Origin of the sequence: Polaribacter sp., assembly GCF_965660385.1 — a bacterium.
Taxonomy (GTDB): Bacteria; Bacteroidota; Bacteroidia; order Flavobacteriales; family Flavobacteriaceae; genus Polaribacter.
Window position 1 is genome coordinate 19817 of record NZ_CBFHZT010000010.1, and the last position, 18244, is coordinate 38060.

Consider the following 18244-nt stretch of genomic DNA (forward strand, 5'->3'; position numbering starts at 1 on the left):
AGGTTTTAAAAACCTGTGAGGTCTAAAAAATAATAGATAATGAGTAAGAAAGTATTATTCATAGACAGGGATGGAACATTAGTTCTAGAACCACCTGTAGATTATCAATTAGATAGTTTAGAAAAGTTAGAATATTATCCAAAAGTATTTCAATACATGGCAAAAATTGCCTCAGAATTGAATTACGAATTGGTAATGGTAACCAATCAAGATGGTTTAGGTACAGATTCTTTTCCAGAAGATACATTTTGGCCAGCTCAAAATAAAATCATTGCTGCTTTTGAAAAAGAAGGTGTTGTGTTTTCAGAAGTTTGTATCGATAAAACTTTTCCACATGAAAATGCTGAAACCCGTAAACCAAGAACAGGATTGTTAAAAAAGTATTTCTCAGAAGATTACGATTTAAAAAATTCTTTTGTTTTGGGTGATCGAATTACAGACATGGAATTGGCGAAAAACTTAGGCGCAAAAGGAATTTATTTATCAGAAAACCCAGAGTTAGGGGCTGATGAAATTGAGTCAGACAAAAAAGAAATAGTCAATTGTATTGCATTAACTTCTACAGATTGGTCAGCAATTTATCAATTTTTAAAATTAGAAGATAGAGTTGCAGAAATCACCAGAAACACCAATGAAACTAAGATTTACATCAAACTAAATTTAGACGGTTCTGGTAAAAATGATATTTCTACAGGTTTGCATTTTTTCGATCACATGTTAGATCAAATTGGGAGACATGGAAATATGGATTTAACTATTAAAGTTGATGGTGATTTAGAAGTTGATGAGCACCACACCATAGAAGATACCATGATTGCCTTTGGTGAATTATTCAACAAAGCTTTAGGTAATAAATTAGGCATCGAAAGATATGGTTTTTGTTTGCCCATGGACGATTGTTTAGCACAAGTTGCAGTTGATTTTGGAGGTAGAAATTGGTTGGAATGGGATGCTGAATTTAAAAGAGAAAAAATTGGGGATATGCCAACAGAAATGTTTTTTCACTTGTTTAAATCATTTACAGATGGTGCAAAATGTAATTTAAATATCAAAGCAGAAGGTGTAAACGAACATCACAAAATAGAAGGTATTTTTAAAGCTTTTGCAAAAGCCATGAAAATGGCTGTAAAAAGAGATGCTAATAAAATGTTTTTACCATCAACCAAAGGAGTGCTTTAAGAGTGTTGAGTTATAAATTTTTAGTTTTGAGTGATTCACTTAAAACTAATAACTAAAAATTAAAAACTAATTATGAAACTCATAATTATCGATTACGGTGCAGGAAACATCAAAAGCATTCAATTCGCTTTTAAACGCTTAGGTGTTGATGCTGTTTTAACAAATAATGTTGATGAAATAAAAGCGGCTGATAAAGTAATTTTCCCAGGAGTTGGTGAAGCAAGTTCTGCCATGAAAATGTTGCAAGAAAGTGGATTAGACAAAGTGATACCTACTTTAAAACAACCTGTTTTAGGTATTTGTTTAGGCATGCAGTTGATGTGTAATCACTCTGAAGAAGGAAATACAAAAGGGTTAGGGATTTTTGATGTAAACGTAAAAAGGTTTTCTAATTCAGTAAAGGTTCCACAAATGGGTTGGAACGTAATTTCTGATTTGAAATCCGATTTGTTTACAGGAATAAAAGACAAAGAATTCATGTATTTGGTACATAGTTTTTACGCAGAACAATGTGATGAAATGATTGCCAAAACAGATTATGAAATTGAATATGCATCAGCATTACAAAAAGATAATTTTTATGGAGTTCAGTTTCACCCAGAGAAAAGTGGAATTATAGGTTCAAAAATTCTTGAGAATTTTTTGAACCTATAATTCCATTCTGAACTTGTTTCAGAACCTTATATTAAAAATCAAAAATTGAATTATTATTGCTATATATTATCGAATAAAAATAGAAAAGTTTTATACATTGGGTATACAGATAATTTAAAAAGAAGAATTTCTCAACATAAATCTGGCAATGGAGCATATTTTACAAAAAAATATAACGTATTTGATTTAGTTTATTTTGAAATATTTGAAGATAGTAATTCAGCAAGAAAAAGAGAGAAACAAATAAAAAATTGGCACAAAGAATGGAAATGGAATTTGATAAAAAAGTATAATCCAACCTTTATAACACTAGAAATAAAATAAAAAGACCCTGAAACAAGTTCAGGGTTGATTAACAAATTAATCAATGAGAATAATACCAGCCATAGACATTATAGAAGGTAAATGTGTTCGTTTAACAAAAGGCGATTATAACACCAAGAAAATATATAATGAGAATCCGCTAGAAGTTGCGAAGGAGTTTGAAGCTGCAGGAATTGAATATTTACACGTTGTGGATTTGGATGGCGCAAAAGCAAGTCAGATTATAAATTACAAAGTGTTAGAACAGATTGCAACCAAAACCAATTTAAAAATAGATTTTGGAGGAGGATTAAAAGCGGATAAAGATTTAGAAATTGCTTTTAATTCAGGTGCAAATCAAATTACAGGAGGAAGTATTGCTGTTAAAAATCCAGCAATTTTTAAAAGTTGGATTGAAAAATACGGATCTCAAAAAATCATTTTAGGTGCTGATTTTTATCCAGATAATTCTGGTGGAAAAATTGCAACCAATGGTTGGCAAGAGGAGAGTAGTTTAGAATTAATTCCGTTTATAACTGATTATCAGCAAAAAGGAATACAATATGTAATTTGTACAGATATTTCTAAAGATGGAATGCTACAAGGACCAAGTTTTGAGACCTATGCTAACATATTGTCAGAAGTAAAAGATTTAAAATTAATTGCTTCTGGAGGAATATCAACTTTTGATGAATTGCCAAGATTAGCAGAAAATGGTTGTGAAGGAGTCATCATTGGAAAAGCGATTTATGAAAATAAAATTAGTTTAAAACAATTAGAAAAATTTATAATTAGTTGATGGTTTTTAGTTTTTGGTTAGTAGTTTAAATGCAACAACCAACAACCAACAACCAACAACCAAAAACCAACCTATGTTGACAAAAAGAATAGTACCTTGTTTAGATATTAAAAACGGAAGAACTGTAAAAGGTGTCAATTTTGTAAATTTAATTGATGCAGGAGATCCAGTTGTTTTGGCAAAACAATATGCAGATTTAGGAGCAGATGAATTGGTTTTTTTAGACATAGCTGCTACTTTAGAAAATAGAGGAACTACTTTAGATATGGTTTTAAAAGTGGCAGAACAAGTTAATATACCTTTTACTGTTGGTGGAGGAATTTCTTCTGTGGCACATGTAGATGCTTTGTTAAAATGTGGTGCTGATAAAGTTTCTATCAATTCATCCGCAGTAAAAAGACCTGAATTAATTAATGAATTGGCAGATAAATTTGGGAGCCAATGTGTAGTTGTTGCTATTGATGCAAAACAAATTGAAGGCGAATGGTTTGTACATTTGGCAGGTGGAACAATTCCTACAGAAATCAAATTATTTGATTGGGCAAAAGAAGTGGAAGAACGTGGAGCAGGAGAAATTTTGTTTACTTCTATGAATCATGATGGAACAAAAGCTGGTTTTGCAAATGAAGCGTTAGCACATTTATCAGCATTGGTAAATATTCCAATTATTGCTTCTGGTGGAGCAGGAACGGTACAACATTTTGTAGATACCTTTACCATTGGAAAAGCAGATGCAGCTTTGGCAGCAAGTGTTTTTCATTTTGGTGAAATTCCTATCTTAGAGTTAAAAAAAGAATTAAGAAGACAAAATATACCTGTAAGAATATAAGAATAGTTTATAGTTGTTGGTTTCTGGTTGATGGTTTGAGTTAGAACCAAAAACCAAAAACTAAAAACTAAAAACCAAAAACCAAAAACCAAATAAAATGAATATAGATTTCAATAAAAATAACGATGGTTTAGTGCCAGCAATCATTCAAGATGCAACTACAAAAAACGTTTTGATGTTAGGGTACATGAACGAAGAAGCTTTTGCAAAAACCCAAGAAACCAAATTGGTTACTTTTTTTAGTAGAACTAAAAATAGACTTTGGACAAAAGGTGAAGAAAGTGGAAACGTTTTAAATTTAGTGGATATAAAACTAGATTGCGATAATGATACTTTGTTGATTCAAGTAAATCCTAATGGACCAACTTGTCATAAAGGATCCGATACTTGTTGGAACGAAGAAAATAATTCGAATTTTGGTTTCTTTTCTGCTTTAGAAAATGTTATTGCTGAGAGAGTTGCCAATAAAGATACACAAAAATCTTATGTAGCAAGTTTGTTTGCAAAAGGAATTAATAAAATAGCACAAAAAGTAGGAGAGGAGGCTGTAGAAACTGTTATTGAGGCAATGGATAACAATGATGAGTTATTCTTATATGAATCTGCAGATTTGTTGTTTCATTATTTAATGCTGCTCCAAGCTAAAGGGTTTACCTTAAGAGATATAGAGGCTGAACTTAAAAATAGACATAAATAAATTGTATTGAAATTTTCGTGTTGAAAAATCCAAATTCACTTTCTTTTATAAAACCAAAAAAGTTTCCGTTTTTCTATGGATATGTTGTGTTGGTTTTTGGAAGTATAGGCGTTTTATTTAGTATTCCTGGGCAAACTGTAGGGGTATCTGTATTTACAGACCCTGTAAAAGATGCTCTCGGTTTAACTAGAAATCAATTTAGTAACGCATATATGATAGGCACTTTAGTAAGTGCTTTTTTTGTAACCAAAGCTGGTCGATTATTTGATAAATTTGGCGCAAGAATGGTAGGTTTTTTAGCGGCTATTTTATTAGGAATTTCATTATTGATTTTTTCTTTTTCTCAGAGAATATCCAACTCAATACAATCTATATTGGATTCACCCTCTTGGATTATACCCTTCATCTTACTATGTTTTTTATTCTTTTTAATTCGTTTTTGTGGTCAAGGTGTTTTAACCATGTCATCTAGAAATATGATAATGATGTGGTTCGATAAAAATAGGGGTAAAGTAAACTCTATAAGCAGTATTACCATTTCACTTGGTTTTTCTAGTTCACCAATATTTATAAATTATTTAATAGATAGCCATGGGTGGGAAGTGAGTTGGCAAATCTTAGCGCTTTGTTTATTGATTTTTAGTTTTTTTGTATTGCAATTTTACAGAAATAAACCTGAGGATTTTGAAATGATACCAGACGGATTTAAAAGTGCCACAAAACAAAAGCAAAAAGCTAAATCAGAGCTAAATTTTAATTTAAAGGAAGCTAAAAAAACAAGAGCATTTTGGATGTTTGGTTTAGCATTAGCTTTTAGTAGTTTTTTAATTACAGGATTTACCTTTCATGTAGTTTCTATTTTTGAGTCTAATTCGTTTACAAAAACAGAAGCAATTGCTATTTTTTTGCCCATTTCTTTAATTGCAATTACAGTATCTACGATTGCTAATATTTTAAGTGATTATATTGCCCATAAAATTTACTTATTTATAATGATTTTTAGTGGAATTTTAGCCATTTATGGTTTGTTAGTGCTAGAAAATGCAATGGGTATTTATTTTCTAATTGCAGGTATGGGGGTTTATAGTGGCTTATTTGCAGTAGTTAATGCAGTGACTTGGCCTAGGTATTTTGGTAGAAAATTTTTAGGAGAAATAACAGGTAAAGTAGCCAGTTTTTTGGTAATAGCAAGTGCAATTGCACCTAGTTTATTTAGCTATAGTTTTACATCTTTTGGTAGTTATAAATTTATCAGCTATATCTTATTACCCTTTCTTATTTTTATGTTTTTTGCTGCCTTTAAAGTTAAGAATCCACAGATGGATTAACCAAATCTAAAGTAACTGAATACGTGTCTTTTTTTATCATTTTTGCTTTTAACCAGGCATAAAAACTCATCATAAAAATGTCTTCCTTTTCTTTTTCAATCCAATTCAAAGAATTTTCAACTTTTTCATAAAAACTTTTTGAAGTTACTTTTTCTGGGGTTTTATAATAACTTTCTATTAGTTTTATAAAAGTAACTACATTTTCTTGATTCATGTTTTTAAGTTGTTCAAAATAATTGCGTTTAAAACTTTTTAAACGAGATTCAATAAAAGTAATATTCCCTAAGTCTATTTGTACAAGAATTTCTAAGATATTTTTTTTAATAGTCCATATTATCCCGGCTTTTTCTACATACCATTGGTCTGTGTGATATAATTTAGCCAATAAATTACTTGCTTTTTCGTTTTGGTTTTGTTGTGCATAAAATACAATTAAAGACAAATGTAAATCTAACTGTTCAACCGATTTAGATTTCTTTTTCTCTACTAAAGGGCGTAAAGTATTTATGGCAAAATCTTGATTTCCAATATAATTATTGTTTAAAGCGACTAACAATGTATATTTTATTTCAAATTCTTTAAAATATTTTTTTTGATCTTGCTGCATGTGCAAATTCATGAGTTCTAAATAATGTAAAGAAGCTGCAAATTTTTTATTTCTAAATAATGTGTTTGATATGATATAAAGCACCTCAATATGATAAAACAATTGTTTGTTTTTAGAAGAATGATGTTTTAAAATTTGATAGGTTTCTAATAAAAAACCTTCACTATTCCAGTATGCAAAGTTTTGTGAAGAAGATATATTTGTAATTTGAATAATTTGATATAAAGATTTGAAAGACAACACATCAGGTAATGATTTTGAATTCTCTTTCAAAGTATCTTCTATCATTGTTCTTATATCGATTACTTTTTGTTGATGATTTATTTCTATTAATGTTTTTCTAATTTTAGCATATGCAATATTCAAATTTTCTTCTATTTGATGTAATCTTTGATTTTCTTTGAAATTAGCCACTAATTCATCAAAATTAATATTATCATTATGATGTGCATATTCAATTTTTGTATGATAAATTTCATTAAGAATAGAATATAATTGATACTTTTTAGCAGTTTCTTCTGCCTTTGCTATAATTTTATACCCAACCTTAATTTGTCCTTTTTTTAAAAATGTTCTTGCAGCTATGATGTATTTTATCATTTGCATGTCTAAAGAATGTTCTTCTTTTAAGTTGCTATTAGCTGTAAAATCAATTAAAGACTGAAACAAACGTTTTCTTAAAGCGTGCAAAGCGGGTTTATGATCTTTTTGATACAATTGAATACAAATTTCTGCAGCAGACAAATTATAATTAGCCAAAAGTTTCACTAATTTTATATTCTTTGCATCTCTTCTTTTGTTCTTTTTATCTAAATAAGCGATAAATTCTTGTTGTTTTTCATTAGTAAACGAGCTTATTATATCTTTTAAATCTATCATTAAATCGTCAGTAATATTTTTATAAATATAAGTTATTGTTTTAATATATGATAATATGTGATTTTTTAAGTCGTCAGTAATATTAAATTATTGTGTTTTGTAGTTTGTTTTTATAGCTCAAATTTGTAGTATAATTATTAAACTAAACATTATGAATTATCAAACAAAAATGTCTTCTAAAGAAGAAACAAAAAAACAAAGTACAAAAGGAAAAGTGATCAATAATTTTCTTCAAAAACCTACATCAGCTTACGTTGGTGCAACTTGGGGAATTTTAATTATAGGTTTGCTTGCCTATTGTATTGGATTATGGAATGCTACAATGCAATTGAATGAAAAAGGCTATTATTTTGCCATTCTTTTAATGGGTATTTACGCTGTAATTTCACTACAAAAAGCAGTTAGAGATAAAGCAGAAGGCCTTAAAGTAAGTGACATGTATTATGGTATAAGTTGGGTTATTGTAATTGCTGCATTGTTGTTACTAATTATCGGTTTAAGAAATGTAGATTTGCTTTTAAGTGAAAAAGGTTTTTACGGAATTTCTTTTTTATTGAGTTTATTTGGAGCTATAACAGTACAAAAAAACATACGAGATATTGACTACATCAACACTTTAGCTGAAGAGGAAAAAAGTTAGTTTGATAATGGTTTTATAAACCAAAACCTCATAAGTTTAGGCTTATGAGGTTTGAAAATATTTTCAGTTTTTATTAAAATTAATAACTGAATCTTTTTATTGATTTTTTTTATTTCATTATTTCTTAGTAATAGTGTTTATTTCTAAATTTTCATTGTCTTCACTACCTAGGCTAAAATGTTTATTTTCCTCGTCTTTCAACACTTTTTCATTTTGATGATTTTTAGAGTTTCTTCCTGGTATATCTAAGTTTTTACCACTAAAATCTATGTTTTTATCTCGATTTTTTAAATATTGATCTTCATGACCATCTCTTCTTAAATTTTCGTTTTTATTACCTAGAATTTTTAAATCTTCTTTTGTAATTTCTGAGTTGTATTTTTTTTCTTTCATAATATAATGTATTGTTATAAGTGATTTTTATTTCATTTATTAAAGCTAGCATGCTTTACTGAAATAAAATATCTTAATGAGTATTTAATTTTTTAAATTAACATTCTTCTTAGCATTCTTTGACCTCAAATAAATTAAATTTTGATGCATTTCAAAAATGCAACGTATTTAACTTTTAGTAATTTCTTTTAACAACTCATTAACTGATAAACCGTCTAGTTTACTATAATTTTAAGTGAATCTTAAAAAAAATAATGATGAGTATAATTAAAGAAAATAAAAAGTTTGAAAGAAAAAAAACACAAGAAACAACTTTAAATCCTGATGGAAAGCTTGACAAAAATAAAAAGTTCGACATCAAAAATAAAACAATAAAAGAGCAACAAACCAAACACTAATAAAATAAAACATTATGAAATTTATATTTGAATATGACAATGTTGAACAAAGTAATAGGTTAGAAGCTTATGCAAAAGAAAAATTAGCAAACCTGCATAAAAAGTACAGTTTTGTAACAAGAGCAGATGTTTTCTTTAAAACTGAAAACACATCTAATGATAACAAAGGAATGATTTGTAATATTAGATTGAGTGTTCCAGGGCCGAGATTATTTGCAGAAGCTAGTAAAGAAAATTTTACAAGTTCTATTTCTGAATCTGTAAATGAGTTAGAGAAACAGTTAAGAAAAAAGAAGGAAAAAATGTTAACCTATTAGGCAATGTTCAGCGAACAAATTTATGTAAAATCAACAAAACACATCACAATATGAAAAAACAACCTTTACTACAAAATTTTAATAACATAGATAGTCTACCACTTAAAAATAGGGTAGTTATGGCACCAATGACACGAAATCGTGCAAATAATGATGGTAATTATCCAACTGAAGATTTACAAGGACTATATTATGCACAAAGAGCATCTGCAGGATTAATTATTACAGAGGGTTCTCAAGTATCTAAAGAAGCTGTGGGTTACATCAATACACCTGGCATACATAGTGAACAGCAAATTGCTGGCTGGAAAAAAGTTACTGAAAAAGTTCATGAAAACGGAGGTAAAATTTTTATTCAGCTTTGGCATGTAGGGCGAATTTCGCATCCAGATTTTCACAATGGAGATTTGCCTTTAGCTCCATCAGCAATAAACCCTAATGAAACCGTATATGCGCCAGATGGTGAAAAGAAAACAGTTACGCCTAAAGCTATGACAAAAGAAGATATTAAAAGAACTGTTAATGATTTTAAAACCGCAGCAAAAAACGCAATCTTAGCTGGTTTTGATGGTGTAGAGATTCATGCTTCTAATGGATATTTATTTCATCAATTCTTTAACAAAACTTCTAATAAAAGAACGGATGATTATGGAGGTAGCATAGAAAATAGAGCACGTTTCTTTTTTGAAGTTTTAGAAGCGATTAAAGAGGTATTGCCAGATAAAAAAATAGGTGCTAGGTTTAACCCTTCTTTAAATGGATTATTTGGCATGAAAATGGACAAAGAAACGATACCTACTTTTGAGTATATTATAAAAAAACTGAATAATTATAATTTAGCATACATACATTTATCAGAACCATTTACGGATATTTCTGATATTCCATACGCAGTACAAAATATTGCGGAACATTTTAGACCTCTATACAATGGAAATTTAATGATTAATGGAGGCTTTAATCAAGAAACTGGAAATAAAGTAATTGAAAACGGCTTTGCAGATTTAGTAGCTTTCGGTAAATTATTTATATCAAATCCTGATTTAGCTGAGCGTTTTGAAAAAAACTTAGAACTTGCAGATTGGGATAATGACACTTTTTACACGCCTGGAAATAAGGGGTATACAGATTACGAAAAAGCGAAAGAGAACCAACTTACATCTGTGTAGAATTAATTTATTAAATGCAACAAAAAAAAGCTTGTAGAAATTTCTACAAGCTTTTTTTAGTGTTTTTTTGAGCAATATATTAATCTACCCAAATTGTTTTTGTATTTACAAATTCTTTTATACCATAGCCAGATAATTCTCTACCATAACCACTATTTTTAATTCCTCCAAAAGGTAATCTGGGGTCAGAGGCTACTAATTTATTCACAAAACTATTACCTGCTTCTAGTTGAAGTGCAATTTTTTCACCTCTTTTTACATCACTTGTAAAAACACCAGAACCCAAACCAAATGCAGAATTATTCGCCAATTTAATTGCTTCATCTTCATCTTTAGCTTTAATTACAGAAGCTACAGGGCCAAATAATTCTTCATCAAAAGCAGTCATTCCAGGTTTTAAATCTGTTAATATTGTTGCAGGGTAGTAGGCACCTTTTTGCTTTGGTATTTGTCCACCTAAAATTAATTTTCCACCTTCTTCAATTGTTTTTTGAACTTGTTGATGAAGTTCATCTCGTAAATCAACTCTAGCTAAAGGGCCATAATAGGAATCTTTTTCAGTTGGATTCCCCATTTTAGCATTTTTCATTTTTTTAGTAAACAGTGTTAGAAAATCATCATATATTTTTTCTAAAACAATAAATCTTTTTGCGGCAATACAAGTTTGACCATTATTTTGTAATCTTCCATATAAAGCAAGATCAGTTACTTTTTCTAAATCTACATCTTCTAAAATGATGTAAGCATCAGATCCACCTAGTTCTAAAACACTCTTCTTTAAATTTTTCCCTGCAATTTCTGCAACAGAACGTCCTGCAGGTTCACTACCTGTTAAGGTTACAGCTACAATACTTTTATGTGCAATGATGTTTTTAATTTCGCTAGATGATACATTTAAATTGGTAAATACACCATCAGGAAAACCAGCTTTTTTAAATGCATCTTCTAAAGCAAATGCACAACCTTGTACATTTGATGCATGCTTTAAAACCCCTACATTACCTGTCATTACTGCAGGCGATGCAAAACGAATAACTTGGTAAAATGGAAAATTCCAAGGCATAACTGCTAAAGTAACTCCTAATGGTTGAAAAGTAACATAGCTTTTATGAGCTTCAGTTTCTATATGTTTATCCGCTATTAAAGTTTCTATATTTTTTGCATAATATCTACAAATCATTGCGCATTTTTCAATTTCTGCTTCAGATTGTTTGAGAATTTTCCCCATTTCTTCAGTAGCTAAAATTGCATATTTTTCTTTATTCTTATCAAGAATATCCGCTAAATTATACATGAATTTAGAACGTTCTTCTAAACTTGTTTTTTTCCAAGAATGATAAGTTTTGTTGGCTTTATCTATTTTTTTAAATGCTTCTTTTTGAGATATTCTTTCGTAAGAAGCTATTTCTTTTTCTGTTGTTGGATTTATACTTACTGTTGTATTCATTTTTTTAACTTAAAATTTTTTCATTTAAGGAATAATCAATAGCTAAATCTATTAAGTGTATTCCTTTTTGGTGTATTACTTTTTTAAACGTTTTTTTAAATTCAATTACAGAATTTGGTTTGTAACCTTTTGCTCCAAAACTCTCAGCATATTTTATAAAGTCTGGATTACTGTACTTTAATCCAAATTCTTCAAAGCCATCATTTTTTTGTTTCCATTCAATCATTCCATAAGCATTATCATTTAAAATAATAATAACTAAATCTAATTTCATTCTAATGGCTGTTTCTAATTCTTGAGAATTCATCATAAAACCACCATCACCATTTATAGAAACTACTTTTTTATTGGGATTAAGTTCTTTGGCCATAATTGCAGACGGAAAACCAGCACCCATAGTTGCCAAGGCATTATCTAGCAATAAAGTGTTTTGACTATAGGTTTTATAGTTTCTGGCATACCATAATTTATAAATTCCGTTATCTAGAGTGATGATGCCATCTTCTGGAACAATTTCTCTGGTAATTTTGACCAAAGTTTGTGGTAAAATAGGAAATCTATCATCATTCTCATAAACTTTATTTTGTGCATCAATTTGATTTTTTATCTCAAAATAAAAATCATTTTTTGTATTGATTTTAGTTTTAAGCGCTTCTGTAAGTTGATGAATTGTAGTGGCAATATCGCCAATTAAACTTAAATGCGGAAAATAGACTTCGTTTATTGCTGCACTAAAAAAATTAATATGAAGCACTTTCTTTTCATCAGAATGATTCATTATAAAAGGTGGTTTTTCTATACTATCATGTCCAACATTTAAAATCAAATCTGTATGATCAATAGCTTTGTGTAAAATATCATCTGAAGAAAGTGCAGCTGTACCAATGTAAAGCGGATTTCTTTCATCTACAATACCTTTACCCATTTGTGTGTTTATAAATGGTATTTTTAATGTATTTACAAAATTAGTCAATGCTTTACAAGCACTTTTTCGATTTGCACTTGCTCCAATTAACAATAAAGGAGATTTTGCATTTAACAAATAGCTTTTGGCTTCATCTAAAGAAGATTGATTTACACTAGGTATTTTGGTTTCTGTTATATTAAAAAGAGTATTATTTTCTACGTCATCTTGTGCAACATCTTCTGGTATTTCTATATGAGCAACGCCAGGTCTTTCTTCTTGTGCTTTTCTAAAAGCTTCTCTAAAAACAGCTGATGTATTTTTACCACAGGTTAATTGTTTAGAAAATTTAGTTAATGGTTGTAACATTTTTACAACATCAATAATTTGAAAATTACCTTGTTTACTTTCTTGTATAGGTTTTTGACCTGTCAGCATAACCATTGGCATAGCACCTAATTGTGCATAGGCAGCTGGTGTAAATAAGTTTGTAGCTCCAGGTCCTAAAGTAGCCAAACAAACTCCAGCTTTACCAGTAAGCCTTCCGTAAGTTGCAGCCATAAAACCAGCACCTTGTTCATGCCTAACTGTTATTAGTTTAATTTTTTTTGAGGTTCTTAAAGACTCTAAAAGGTCGAGATTTTCTTCTCCAGGCAATCCAAAAATATATGCAACATTTTCATTTTCTAATGCTTTAACAATTAAATCTGAAGTTTTCATGTAGTTGATTTTTCAAAATTAACTCCCTAAATTAATAAGAACTTGAGGGGTTTTAAGGAAAATCAACCCTAAAAAAAAGTTAATCTTATGCAGATTATGTTACAAAGAGTTAAATTTTTAATCGCGTTAATAATTGACTTAAATGCACAAATTAACCCAAGTGTAAATTTTTAATTTAGCGTATAAAATAAATAAGTAAAAATGATAAAACCTAGAGAGAAAACACCAGATTTAACCATAAACTTAATCAATGATACTCAATGGACTTTAAATGAGCAAAACCCTGAAAACTTTACCCTAATAATTTTTTACCGAGGAAAACACTGCCCAGTTTGTAAAAAACAATTACAAGAATTACAAAAAAATATACCTAAATTTACTGAAAAAGGAGTAAATGTAATCGCTATTAGTGCCAATACTAAAGAATTAGCCAAAGAAACGTATAAAGAGTGGGATATTGAAAACATTCCAGTTGGTTTTAATTTCCCAATTGATGAAGCGCGTAAATGGGGTTTATTTATCTCGAAAGCAATAAAAGACGATGAACCAGATACTTTTTTTGAACCAGGATTATTTTTAATTGATAAAAATGAAAAAGTGTATTGGGAATCGATACAATCTATGCCTTTTGGTAGACCAAAATTTAGTGAAATATTAAATGGAATTGATTATATTTTAGAAGAAGATTATCCTGCTAGAGGCAAAGCTTAAAAAAATTATCTTCACTAAATACAATAATATTCATAATGTAAAATAACGCAATTGAACACCAACTTTAAAATATTTCATCTACCCAAACTACTATTCCAAACTGGTAAAAATTGGCTTAATAATGAACCTTTTGCCTTAAGTGCAATAGTGGCTTATTATGCAATTTTATCTTTGCCTGCTTTGCTGGTAATTATTTTAAATTTAGTAGGTAATATTTGGGGTAAAGATATTGTACAAGGAGAACTTTTAGATGAAATTACTGCTGCTGTTGGTACCCAAACTGCAGAATCTATTCGACAAATGATGTTAGATAGAGGTAATGAATCTGTTTCTATTTTTACTACAATTGTAGGTTTTGGTACATTAATCTATGGTTCAACAGGTGTGTTTTATCAACTACAGGCAGCTTTTGATAAAATTTGGAAAGTGAGTGAAGAAGCCAAACCAACAGGAATTGTAGAGATTTTAATAAGCAGACTTAAAAGCTTCGGGTTTATTTTAATCATCGGTTTTTTATTGTTGATTAGTTTTGTATTAACATCACTTATAAGTGCTTTTAGCAAACGGTTGGAAAGTTTTTTACCCAATTCACTTTTTGATTATATGTATATTTTAGATTTTTTTATATCACTACTATTTATTTATGCTCTTTTTGCAGCAATGTTTAAATATTTACCATCTAAAACCTTACGATGGAGAGCGGTTAGTATTGGTGCAGGAGTTACAGCTATTTTGTTTGTTATCGGTAAATTTTTAATGGCTTGGTATTTTAGAGAAATGGAACCAGGGTCTACTTATGGAGCAGCTGGTTCTGTAATTTTAATTATGCTTTGGGTTTCTTATTCTAGCTTAATTTTATTTTTCGGTGCGCATTTTACAAAAGTATTTTCAGACCGTTATTTAATTGAAAAACCAAAACATTAATTTGTTATGTAAAATGAAAAAACCCTCTAATAAAAGAGGGTTATCTAATTAAAAGCACCATAGAAAGTTTAATACTCATTCATTAGAATTACTTTTAAATTTGGGTAGTTTTCTTTTAACTCTTGTTCTAAACCAATAACATGAGAGGCACCTACCATAACTATATTTTTTATTTTCTGTGATGCCAAAACTTGATTAGCAATATTCTTAGCCATTCTCATATTACGTTCATTCCAATATTTTTTTCCTTCTAAACATCCTTCAGAATCTTCTGTAACATAACTAAAAGAACTCATTTTATGCAATGTATTAAGAGATTTTCTTTTGTTAGTGTGTTTGCCTAATTTTCTTAAAATAGCTGGAATTTTTGCAGCATTATATTGTTTTTTATTAATTTTAGAACCTACTGCATTGCTACCATTTTTACGGCCTTCTTTTACACATTTATTCCAAGCAATATGGTATTCTTTATTTGTTTGCTGATCGTCCATATTATGAACTTTTAAATTTTTGTAAAGTGCTAATTTATAGGTTAAATCACCATCTTCGTGTCTCGTAGGTTTTTTAGCACCTTTAATTCCGTACTTTTTTAAATATAACATCAATTCGTAATTTCCATTATCCCTTTGGTATAAATAAGAACTGATTAAAAAATCAATTTCTGATGATGTTAGTTGGTGATATTGTTTACTTACTAATGTATCAAACTTATTTTTATTGAAATTAAATGTCTTTTGAATACTGTCTGATTTTCTATAAAAATTTTGATATCCTTTAGACCATCCATTTTTTAAATATTCCCAAGATTTATCATCATTTGCCATAGGCGATTCTACATAAATAGCTTCAGGATTGTATTTCTTTGCAAACTTCAACATAGGTTTGTAACTTTTTTTTACAATTTTTGGTACTGTATGCATCGTACCAATAATTAGAATTTCTTGCTGTTGTTTTTGGGCTGATAAATTAAAAATTGATATCAATAAAAGAATGGTTAAAGTGATTTGAGTTTTCATAATTCTAAATTTTGTGATTAAACTTTCTGAAACAAAATTACAGATCAACTTTCAATAAACTCAATAATATAAAGGGTTTGGGGCGAAATGCAGCTATTCTGTGGTAGAATTCAGAATGCTTTTTACGTTGTTTTGATACGTTCTAGAGACTGGCACTTCTATGTGGTGAAATAAAATTGCAAACAGTTTGCTTTTCTCTGTTTTCCATTGTAAAAAATGATATGGATTCACTACATAAGAACGATGTGTTCTTAAAAGTTCTGGAAATTCATCAGCAATAACCGACAATTTATTTCTAATTAACGTCTTCTTTAATTCTTGTCCGTTTACATAAAAAACTTCAATATAATTATCTGAAGATTGAATGCAAATAATGTCATTTAAAAATAAACGTAAGCCTTCGTAATTTCCTTCACCTTTAATTTCTATTTTTTTAGCATCCGTTTTTTTATCCTTGTATTTACCAAAAGCAAAACGACCAAAAATAATGATTGGTAAAATTGTTGCAATTGCAGGCAAAAAAATGTTTGTAAACATGTACCAAAACTCATAAGGGTTTCTTTCATTCGCCATTATAATATATAAATAATAAGCACGAGCAATACTTATAGCACAAACGCAAAAAGTAACAATGAACAAAAACTCACTTAAAATAGTCCATTTTTTATCATTCTTATTAAAAAGAAAATACTGAAAAGGTAAAAATAGGAGGTAACAAAATCCTCCAATCATACTATATCCTGATAAGAAAATTAGTTTTTCATCTTCGTTAAATTCATGGACATCTAAAGGCTCTGTAAAATAAAGAAAAATAAAAATCCATATTGCCAAACCAAAAGCAATAATAACGTGATGTTTTACAGAAGAATCAAAAGGGTATTTGGATTTTAAAATTTGTTTCATAAACGTTTCATGTAGTATTGAAAAACAATTTTAAATTTTCAATATTTTTCTATTCTTTTTTACAAAAGATTAATTTCAAATATACTATTTCTAAACTTTGTTTTAAAAAAATCAATAGCATTAATAATAGTAGTATTTTTGAACTTTTAAATTATAAAACTTGAAAAACTCTAAAGTACTCATTGTCTTATCTTTTATTGCTATTTATGTAATTTGGGGTTCTACCTATGTTTTTAATAAGGTTGCAGTTACAGAATTACCTGCCTTTTTTTTAGCCTCTATTCGGTTTTTTACTGCGGGTTGCATTATGATTTGCATTGCATATTTAACGAAAGCAAAATTAAAAATATCAAAAAAGGAATTTAAAAATATTTGTATTACTTCGTTTTTCTTTTTGGTGTATGGTAATAGTGTATTTGTTTGGGCTTTGCAGTTTGTAGATAGTGGTTTTGGTTCTTTAATTGCTTCTACAAATCCTTTATATGTGCTTATTATGATGCGCATTATTGATAGAAAACCAATGCAAAAGAAATCTATTTTAGGGGTGATTTTAGGTATCTCAGGAATGATTTTATTAGTAAGTCAACAAGAACTAACAGCTTCTAAAAATAGTATAATTGGTATTTTGGTAATGTTAACTTGTGTATTAAGTTGGAGTTATGGAAGTATTTTTGTTTCTAAAGCTACATTACCCAAAAATTTTCTAGTAAGCACTGGTTATCAAATGATTATTGGTGGAGTGTTTTTAGCATTTTTAAGTGGTACGTTTCAAGAACCTTGGTCTTCTCCAATTTCTTGGACAACTAATGTTCAAATCTCAATGTTTTTATTAGTAGTTTTTGGAGGTATTATTGCTTTTACTTCATTTAATTATTTACTAAAAGTGGTATCTCCAGAAAAGGTATCAACTTCGGCTTATGTAAATCCTGTAATAGCGTTATTTATGGGATGGTATTTTTTAGATGAAATATTTACTTTACAATCTATAATTGCTTCTATAATATTATTAACTGGTGTGTATTTTATTACTTCAAGAAAAAAAATAATAAATAATAAATAATGTTTTATTTTTTGATTGAGTTAATATGATATTAATAACTTAGAACCTTAATAAAGAAAATTTCATATTAAATTAACAATTTAATAAAAAAAGGGCTACATTTGTTTTAATCTTAAACATACCCCTAATGAATCACTCTAATCTAACTGCTATAGAGCAGTCTGTACTAAAAGCTGTGGAAAAAGAACACCTCACCAGTTTTGAAATTTTAAAGAAAGTTGAAAACGTTACTCTTATTTTATCCTTATATAATATCTTAGATAAGCTTAATAGTAAGGGTGTTATAAAGACGTACGTAAAACAAAATCGTAAGTATCATTACGCTTCTTAAGTTTTTTTTATTACGAGTTTTTTGTCTTTTATAATT

General features: G+C 28.9%; 19 protein-coding genes and 1 pseudogene. 14 read left to right on the forward strand and 6 right to left on the reverse strand.

The genetic code is table 11. The features are described from left to right. The first annotated feature begins 39 nt into the window (after positions 1-39). The 7 genes and pseudogenes from hisB to ACTG3V_RS04820 all read left to right on the forward strand — a co-directional run bounded on the left by hisB (position 40) and on the right by ACTG3V_RS04820 (position 5789). Entirely contained in the window at positions 40-1179 is a 1140-nt protein-coding gene (gene hisB / locus ACTG3V_RS04790; protein ID WP_439131001.1) for a bifunctional histidinol-phosphatase/imidazoleglycerol-phosphate dehydratase HisB, read from the forward strand. Positions 1180-1251: 72 nt separating this feature from the next. Beyond that, entirely contained in the window at positions 1252-1833 is a 582-nt protein-coding gene (gene hisH / locus ACTG3V_RS04795) for an imidazole glycerol phosphate synthase subunit HisH (RefSeq protein WP_439131002.1), read from the forward strand. Positions 1834-1878: 45 nt separating this feature from the next. After that, on the forward strand, positions 1879-2157 hold the full coding sequence (locus ACTG3V_RS04800) for a GIY-YIG nuclease family protein (protein ID WP_439131003.1): 279 nt from the start codon (positions 1879-1881) through the stop codon (positions 2155-2157). Between the two features lie 43 nt (positions 2158-2200). Then, positions 2201-2935 carry a 1-(5-phosphoribosyl)-5-[(5-phosphoribosylamino)methylideneamino]imidazole-4-carboxamide isomerase gene (gene hisA / locus ACTG3V_RS04805; RefSeq protein WP_439131004.1) on the forward strand — a complete coding sequence of 245 codons (735 nt, stop codon included), beginning with the start codon at positions 2201-2203 and terminating at the stop codon, positions 2933-2935. Positions 2936-3008: 73 nt separating this feature from the next. Continuing rightward, a complete protein-coding gene (gene hisF / locus ACTG3V_RS04810; protein ID WP_439131005.1) occupies positions 3009-3764 on the forward strand; it encodes an imidazole glycerol phosphate synthase subunit HisF in 756 nt (251 codons plus the stop codon). Positions 3765-3852: 88 nt separating this feature from the next. Then, a pseudogene (hisIE, locus tag ACTG3V_RS04815) lies at positions 3853-4461 on the forward strand (bifunctional phosphoribosyl-AMP cyclohydrolase/phosphoribosyl-ATP diphosphatase HisIE); the annotation flags it as partial. A gap of 20 nt (positions 4462-4481) precedes the next feature. Beyond that, positions 4482-5789, forward strand: coding sequence for an MFS transporter (locus tag ACTG3V_RS04820; RefSeq protein WP_439131006.1), 1308 nt, complete (start codon positions 4482-4484; stop codon positions 5787-5789). Here the strand turns inward: ACTG3V_RS04820 and ACTG3V_RS04825 are convergent. After that, positions 5767-7275, reverse strand: a complete 1509-nt coding sequence (locus ACTG3V_RS04825) for a hypothetical protein (RefSeq protein ID WP_439131007.1) — start codon at positions 7273-7275, stop codon at positions 5767-5769. The genes ACTG3V_RS04820 and ACTG3V_RS04825 overlap by 23 nt on opposite strands. 151 nt (positions 7276-7426) lie before the next feature. Here ACTG3V_RS04825 and yiaA point away from each other — a divergent pair, with 151 nt between their 5' ends. Further along, a complete protein-coding gene (gene yiaA, locus ACTG3V_RS04830; protein WP_439131008.1) occupies positions 7427-7915 on the forward strand; it encodes an inner membrane protein YiaA in 489 nt (162 codons plus the stop codon). Positions 7916-8032: 117 nt separating this feature from the next. Here the strand turns inward: yiaA and ACTG3V_RS04835 are convergent, their stop codons facing one another. Then, complete coding sequence (locus ACTG3V_RS04835; protein ID WP_439131009.1) at positions 8033-8308, reverse strand: hypothetical protein; 276 nt, start codon at positions 8306-8308, stop codon at positions 8033-8035. A 257-nt stretch (positions 8309-8565) separates the two neighbouring features. On the opposite strand from ACTG3V_RS04835, the gene ACTG3V_RS04840 reads away from it, so the two are divergent. Genes ACTG3V_RS04840 through ACTG3V_RS04850 form a run of 3 tightly spaced genes read left to right on the forward strand, consistent with a single transcriptional unit; the run spans position 8566 to position 10192 of the window. After that, on the forward strand, positions 8566-8706 hold the full coding sequence (locus ACTG3V_RS04840; protein ID WP_439131010.1) for a hypothetical protein: 141 nt from the start codon (positions 8566-8568) through the stop codon (positions 8704-8706). Between the two features lie 14 nt (positions 8707-8720). Then, complete coding sequence (hpf, locus tag ACTG3V_RS04845) at positions 8721-9023, forward strand: ribosome hibernation-promoting factor, HPF/YfiA family (protein WP_439131011.1); 303 nt, start codon at positions 8721-8723, stop codon at positions 9021-9023. A 50-nt stretch (positions 9024-9073) separates the two neighbouring features. After that, positions 9074-10192 (forward strand): alkene reductase, encoded by a 1119-nt coding sequence (locus tag ACTG3V_RS04850; protein WP_439131012.1) that lies wholly within the window; start codon positions 9074-9076, stop codon positions 10190-10192. Between the two features lie 79 nt (positions 10193-10271). On the opposite strand, the gene ACTG3V_RS04855 is transcribed toward ACTG3V_RS04850, so the two are convergent. Beyond that, positions 10272-11639 (reverse strand): NAD-dependent succinate-semialdehyde dehydrogenase, encoded by a 1368-nt coding sequence (locus ACTG3V_RS04855; protein ID WP_439131013.1) that lies wholly within the window; start codon positions 11637-11639, stop codon positions 10272-10274. 4 nt (positions 11640-11643) lie between these two features. Further along, positions 11644-13263 carry an acetolactate synthase large subunit gene (locus tag ACTG3V_RS04860; RefSeq protein WP_439131014.1) on the reverse strand — a complete coding sequence of 540 codons (1620 nt, stop codon included), beginning with the start codon at positions 13261-13263 and terminating at the stop codon, positions 11644-11646. 201 nt (positions 13264-13464) lie between these two features. Here ACTG3V_RS04860 and ACTG3V_RS04865 point away from each other — a divergent pair, with 201 nt between their 5' ends. Both ACTG3V_RS04865 and ACTG3V_RS04870 read left to right on the forward strand, forming a co-directional pair. Next, positions 13465-13974, forward strand: coding sequence for a peroxiredoxin-like family protein (locus ACTG3V_RS04865; RefSeq protein WP_439131015.1), 510 nt, complete (start codon positions 13465-13467; stop codon positions 13972-13974). A 51-nt stretch (positions 13975-14025) separates the two neighbouring features. Beyond that, positions 14026-14898 carry a YihY/virulence factor BrkB family protein gene (locus ACTG3V_RS04870; RefSeq protein WP_439131016.1) on the forward strand — a complete coding sequence of 291 codons (873 nt, stop codon included), beginning with the start codon at positions 14026-14028 and terminating at the stop codon, positions 14896-14898. 68 nt (positions 14899-14966) lie between these two features. Here ACTG3V_RS04870 and ACTG3V_RS04875 read toward each other — a convergent pair whose 3' ends face one another. Together ACTG3V_RS04875 and ACTG3V_RS04880 are read right to left on the reverse strand one after the other, a co-directional pair. Continuing rightward, entirely contained in the window at positions 14967-15914 is a 948-nt protein-coding gene (locus ACTG3V_RS04875) for a hypothetical protein (RefSeq protein ID WP_439131017.1), read from the reverse strand. 93 nt (positions 15915-16007) lie between these two features. Then, on the reverse strand, positions 16008-16817 hold the full coding sequence (locus ACTG3V_RS04880; RefSeq protein WP_439131018.1) for a LytTR family transcriptional regulator DNA-binding domain-containing protein: 810 nt from the start codon (positions 16815-16817) through the stop codon (positions 16008-16010). A 160-nt stretch (positions 16818-16977) separates the two neighbouring features. Here ACTG3V_RS04880 and ACTG3V_RS04885 point away from each other — a divergent pair, with 160 nt between their 5' ends. Beyond that, complete coding sequence (locus ACTG3V_RS04885) at positions 16978-17877, forward strand: DMT family transporter (protein WP_439131019.1); 900 nt, start codon at positions 16978-16980, stop codon at positions 17875-17877. Positions 17878-18244: the final 367 nt, after the last annotated feature.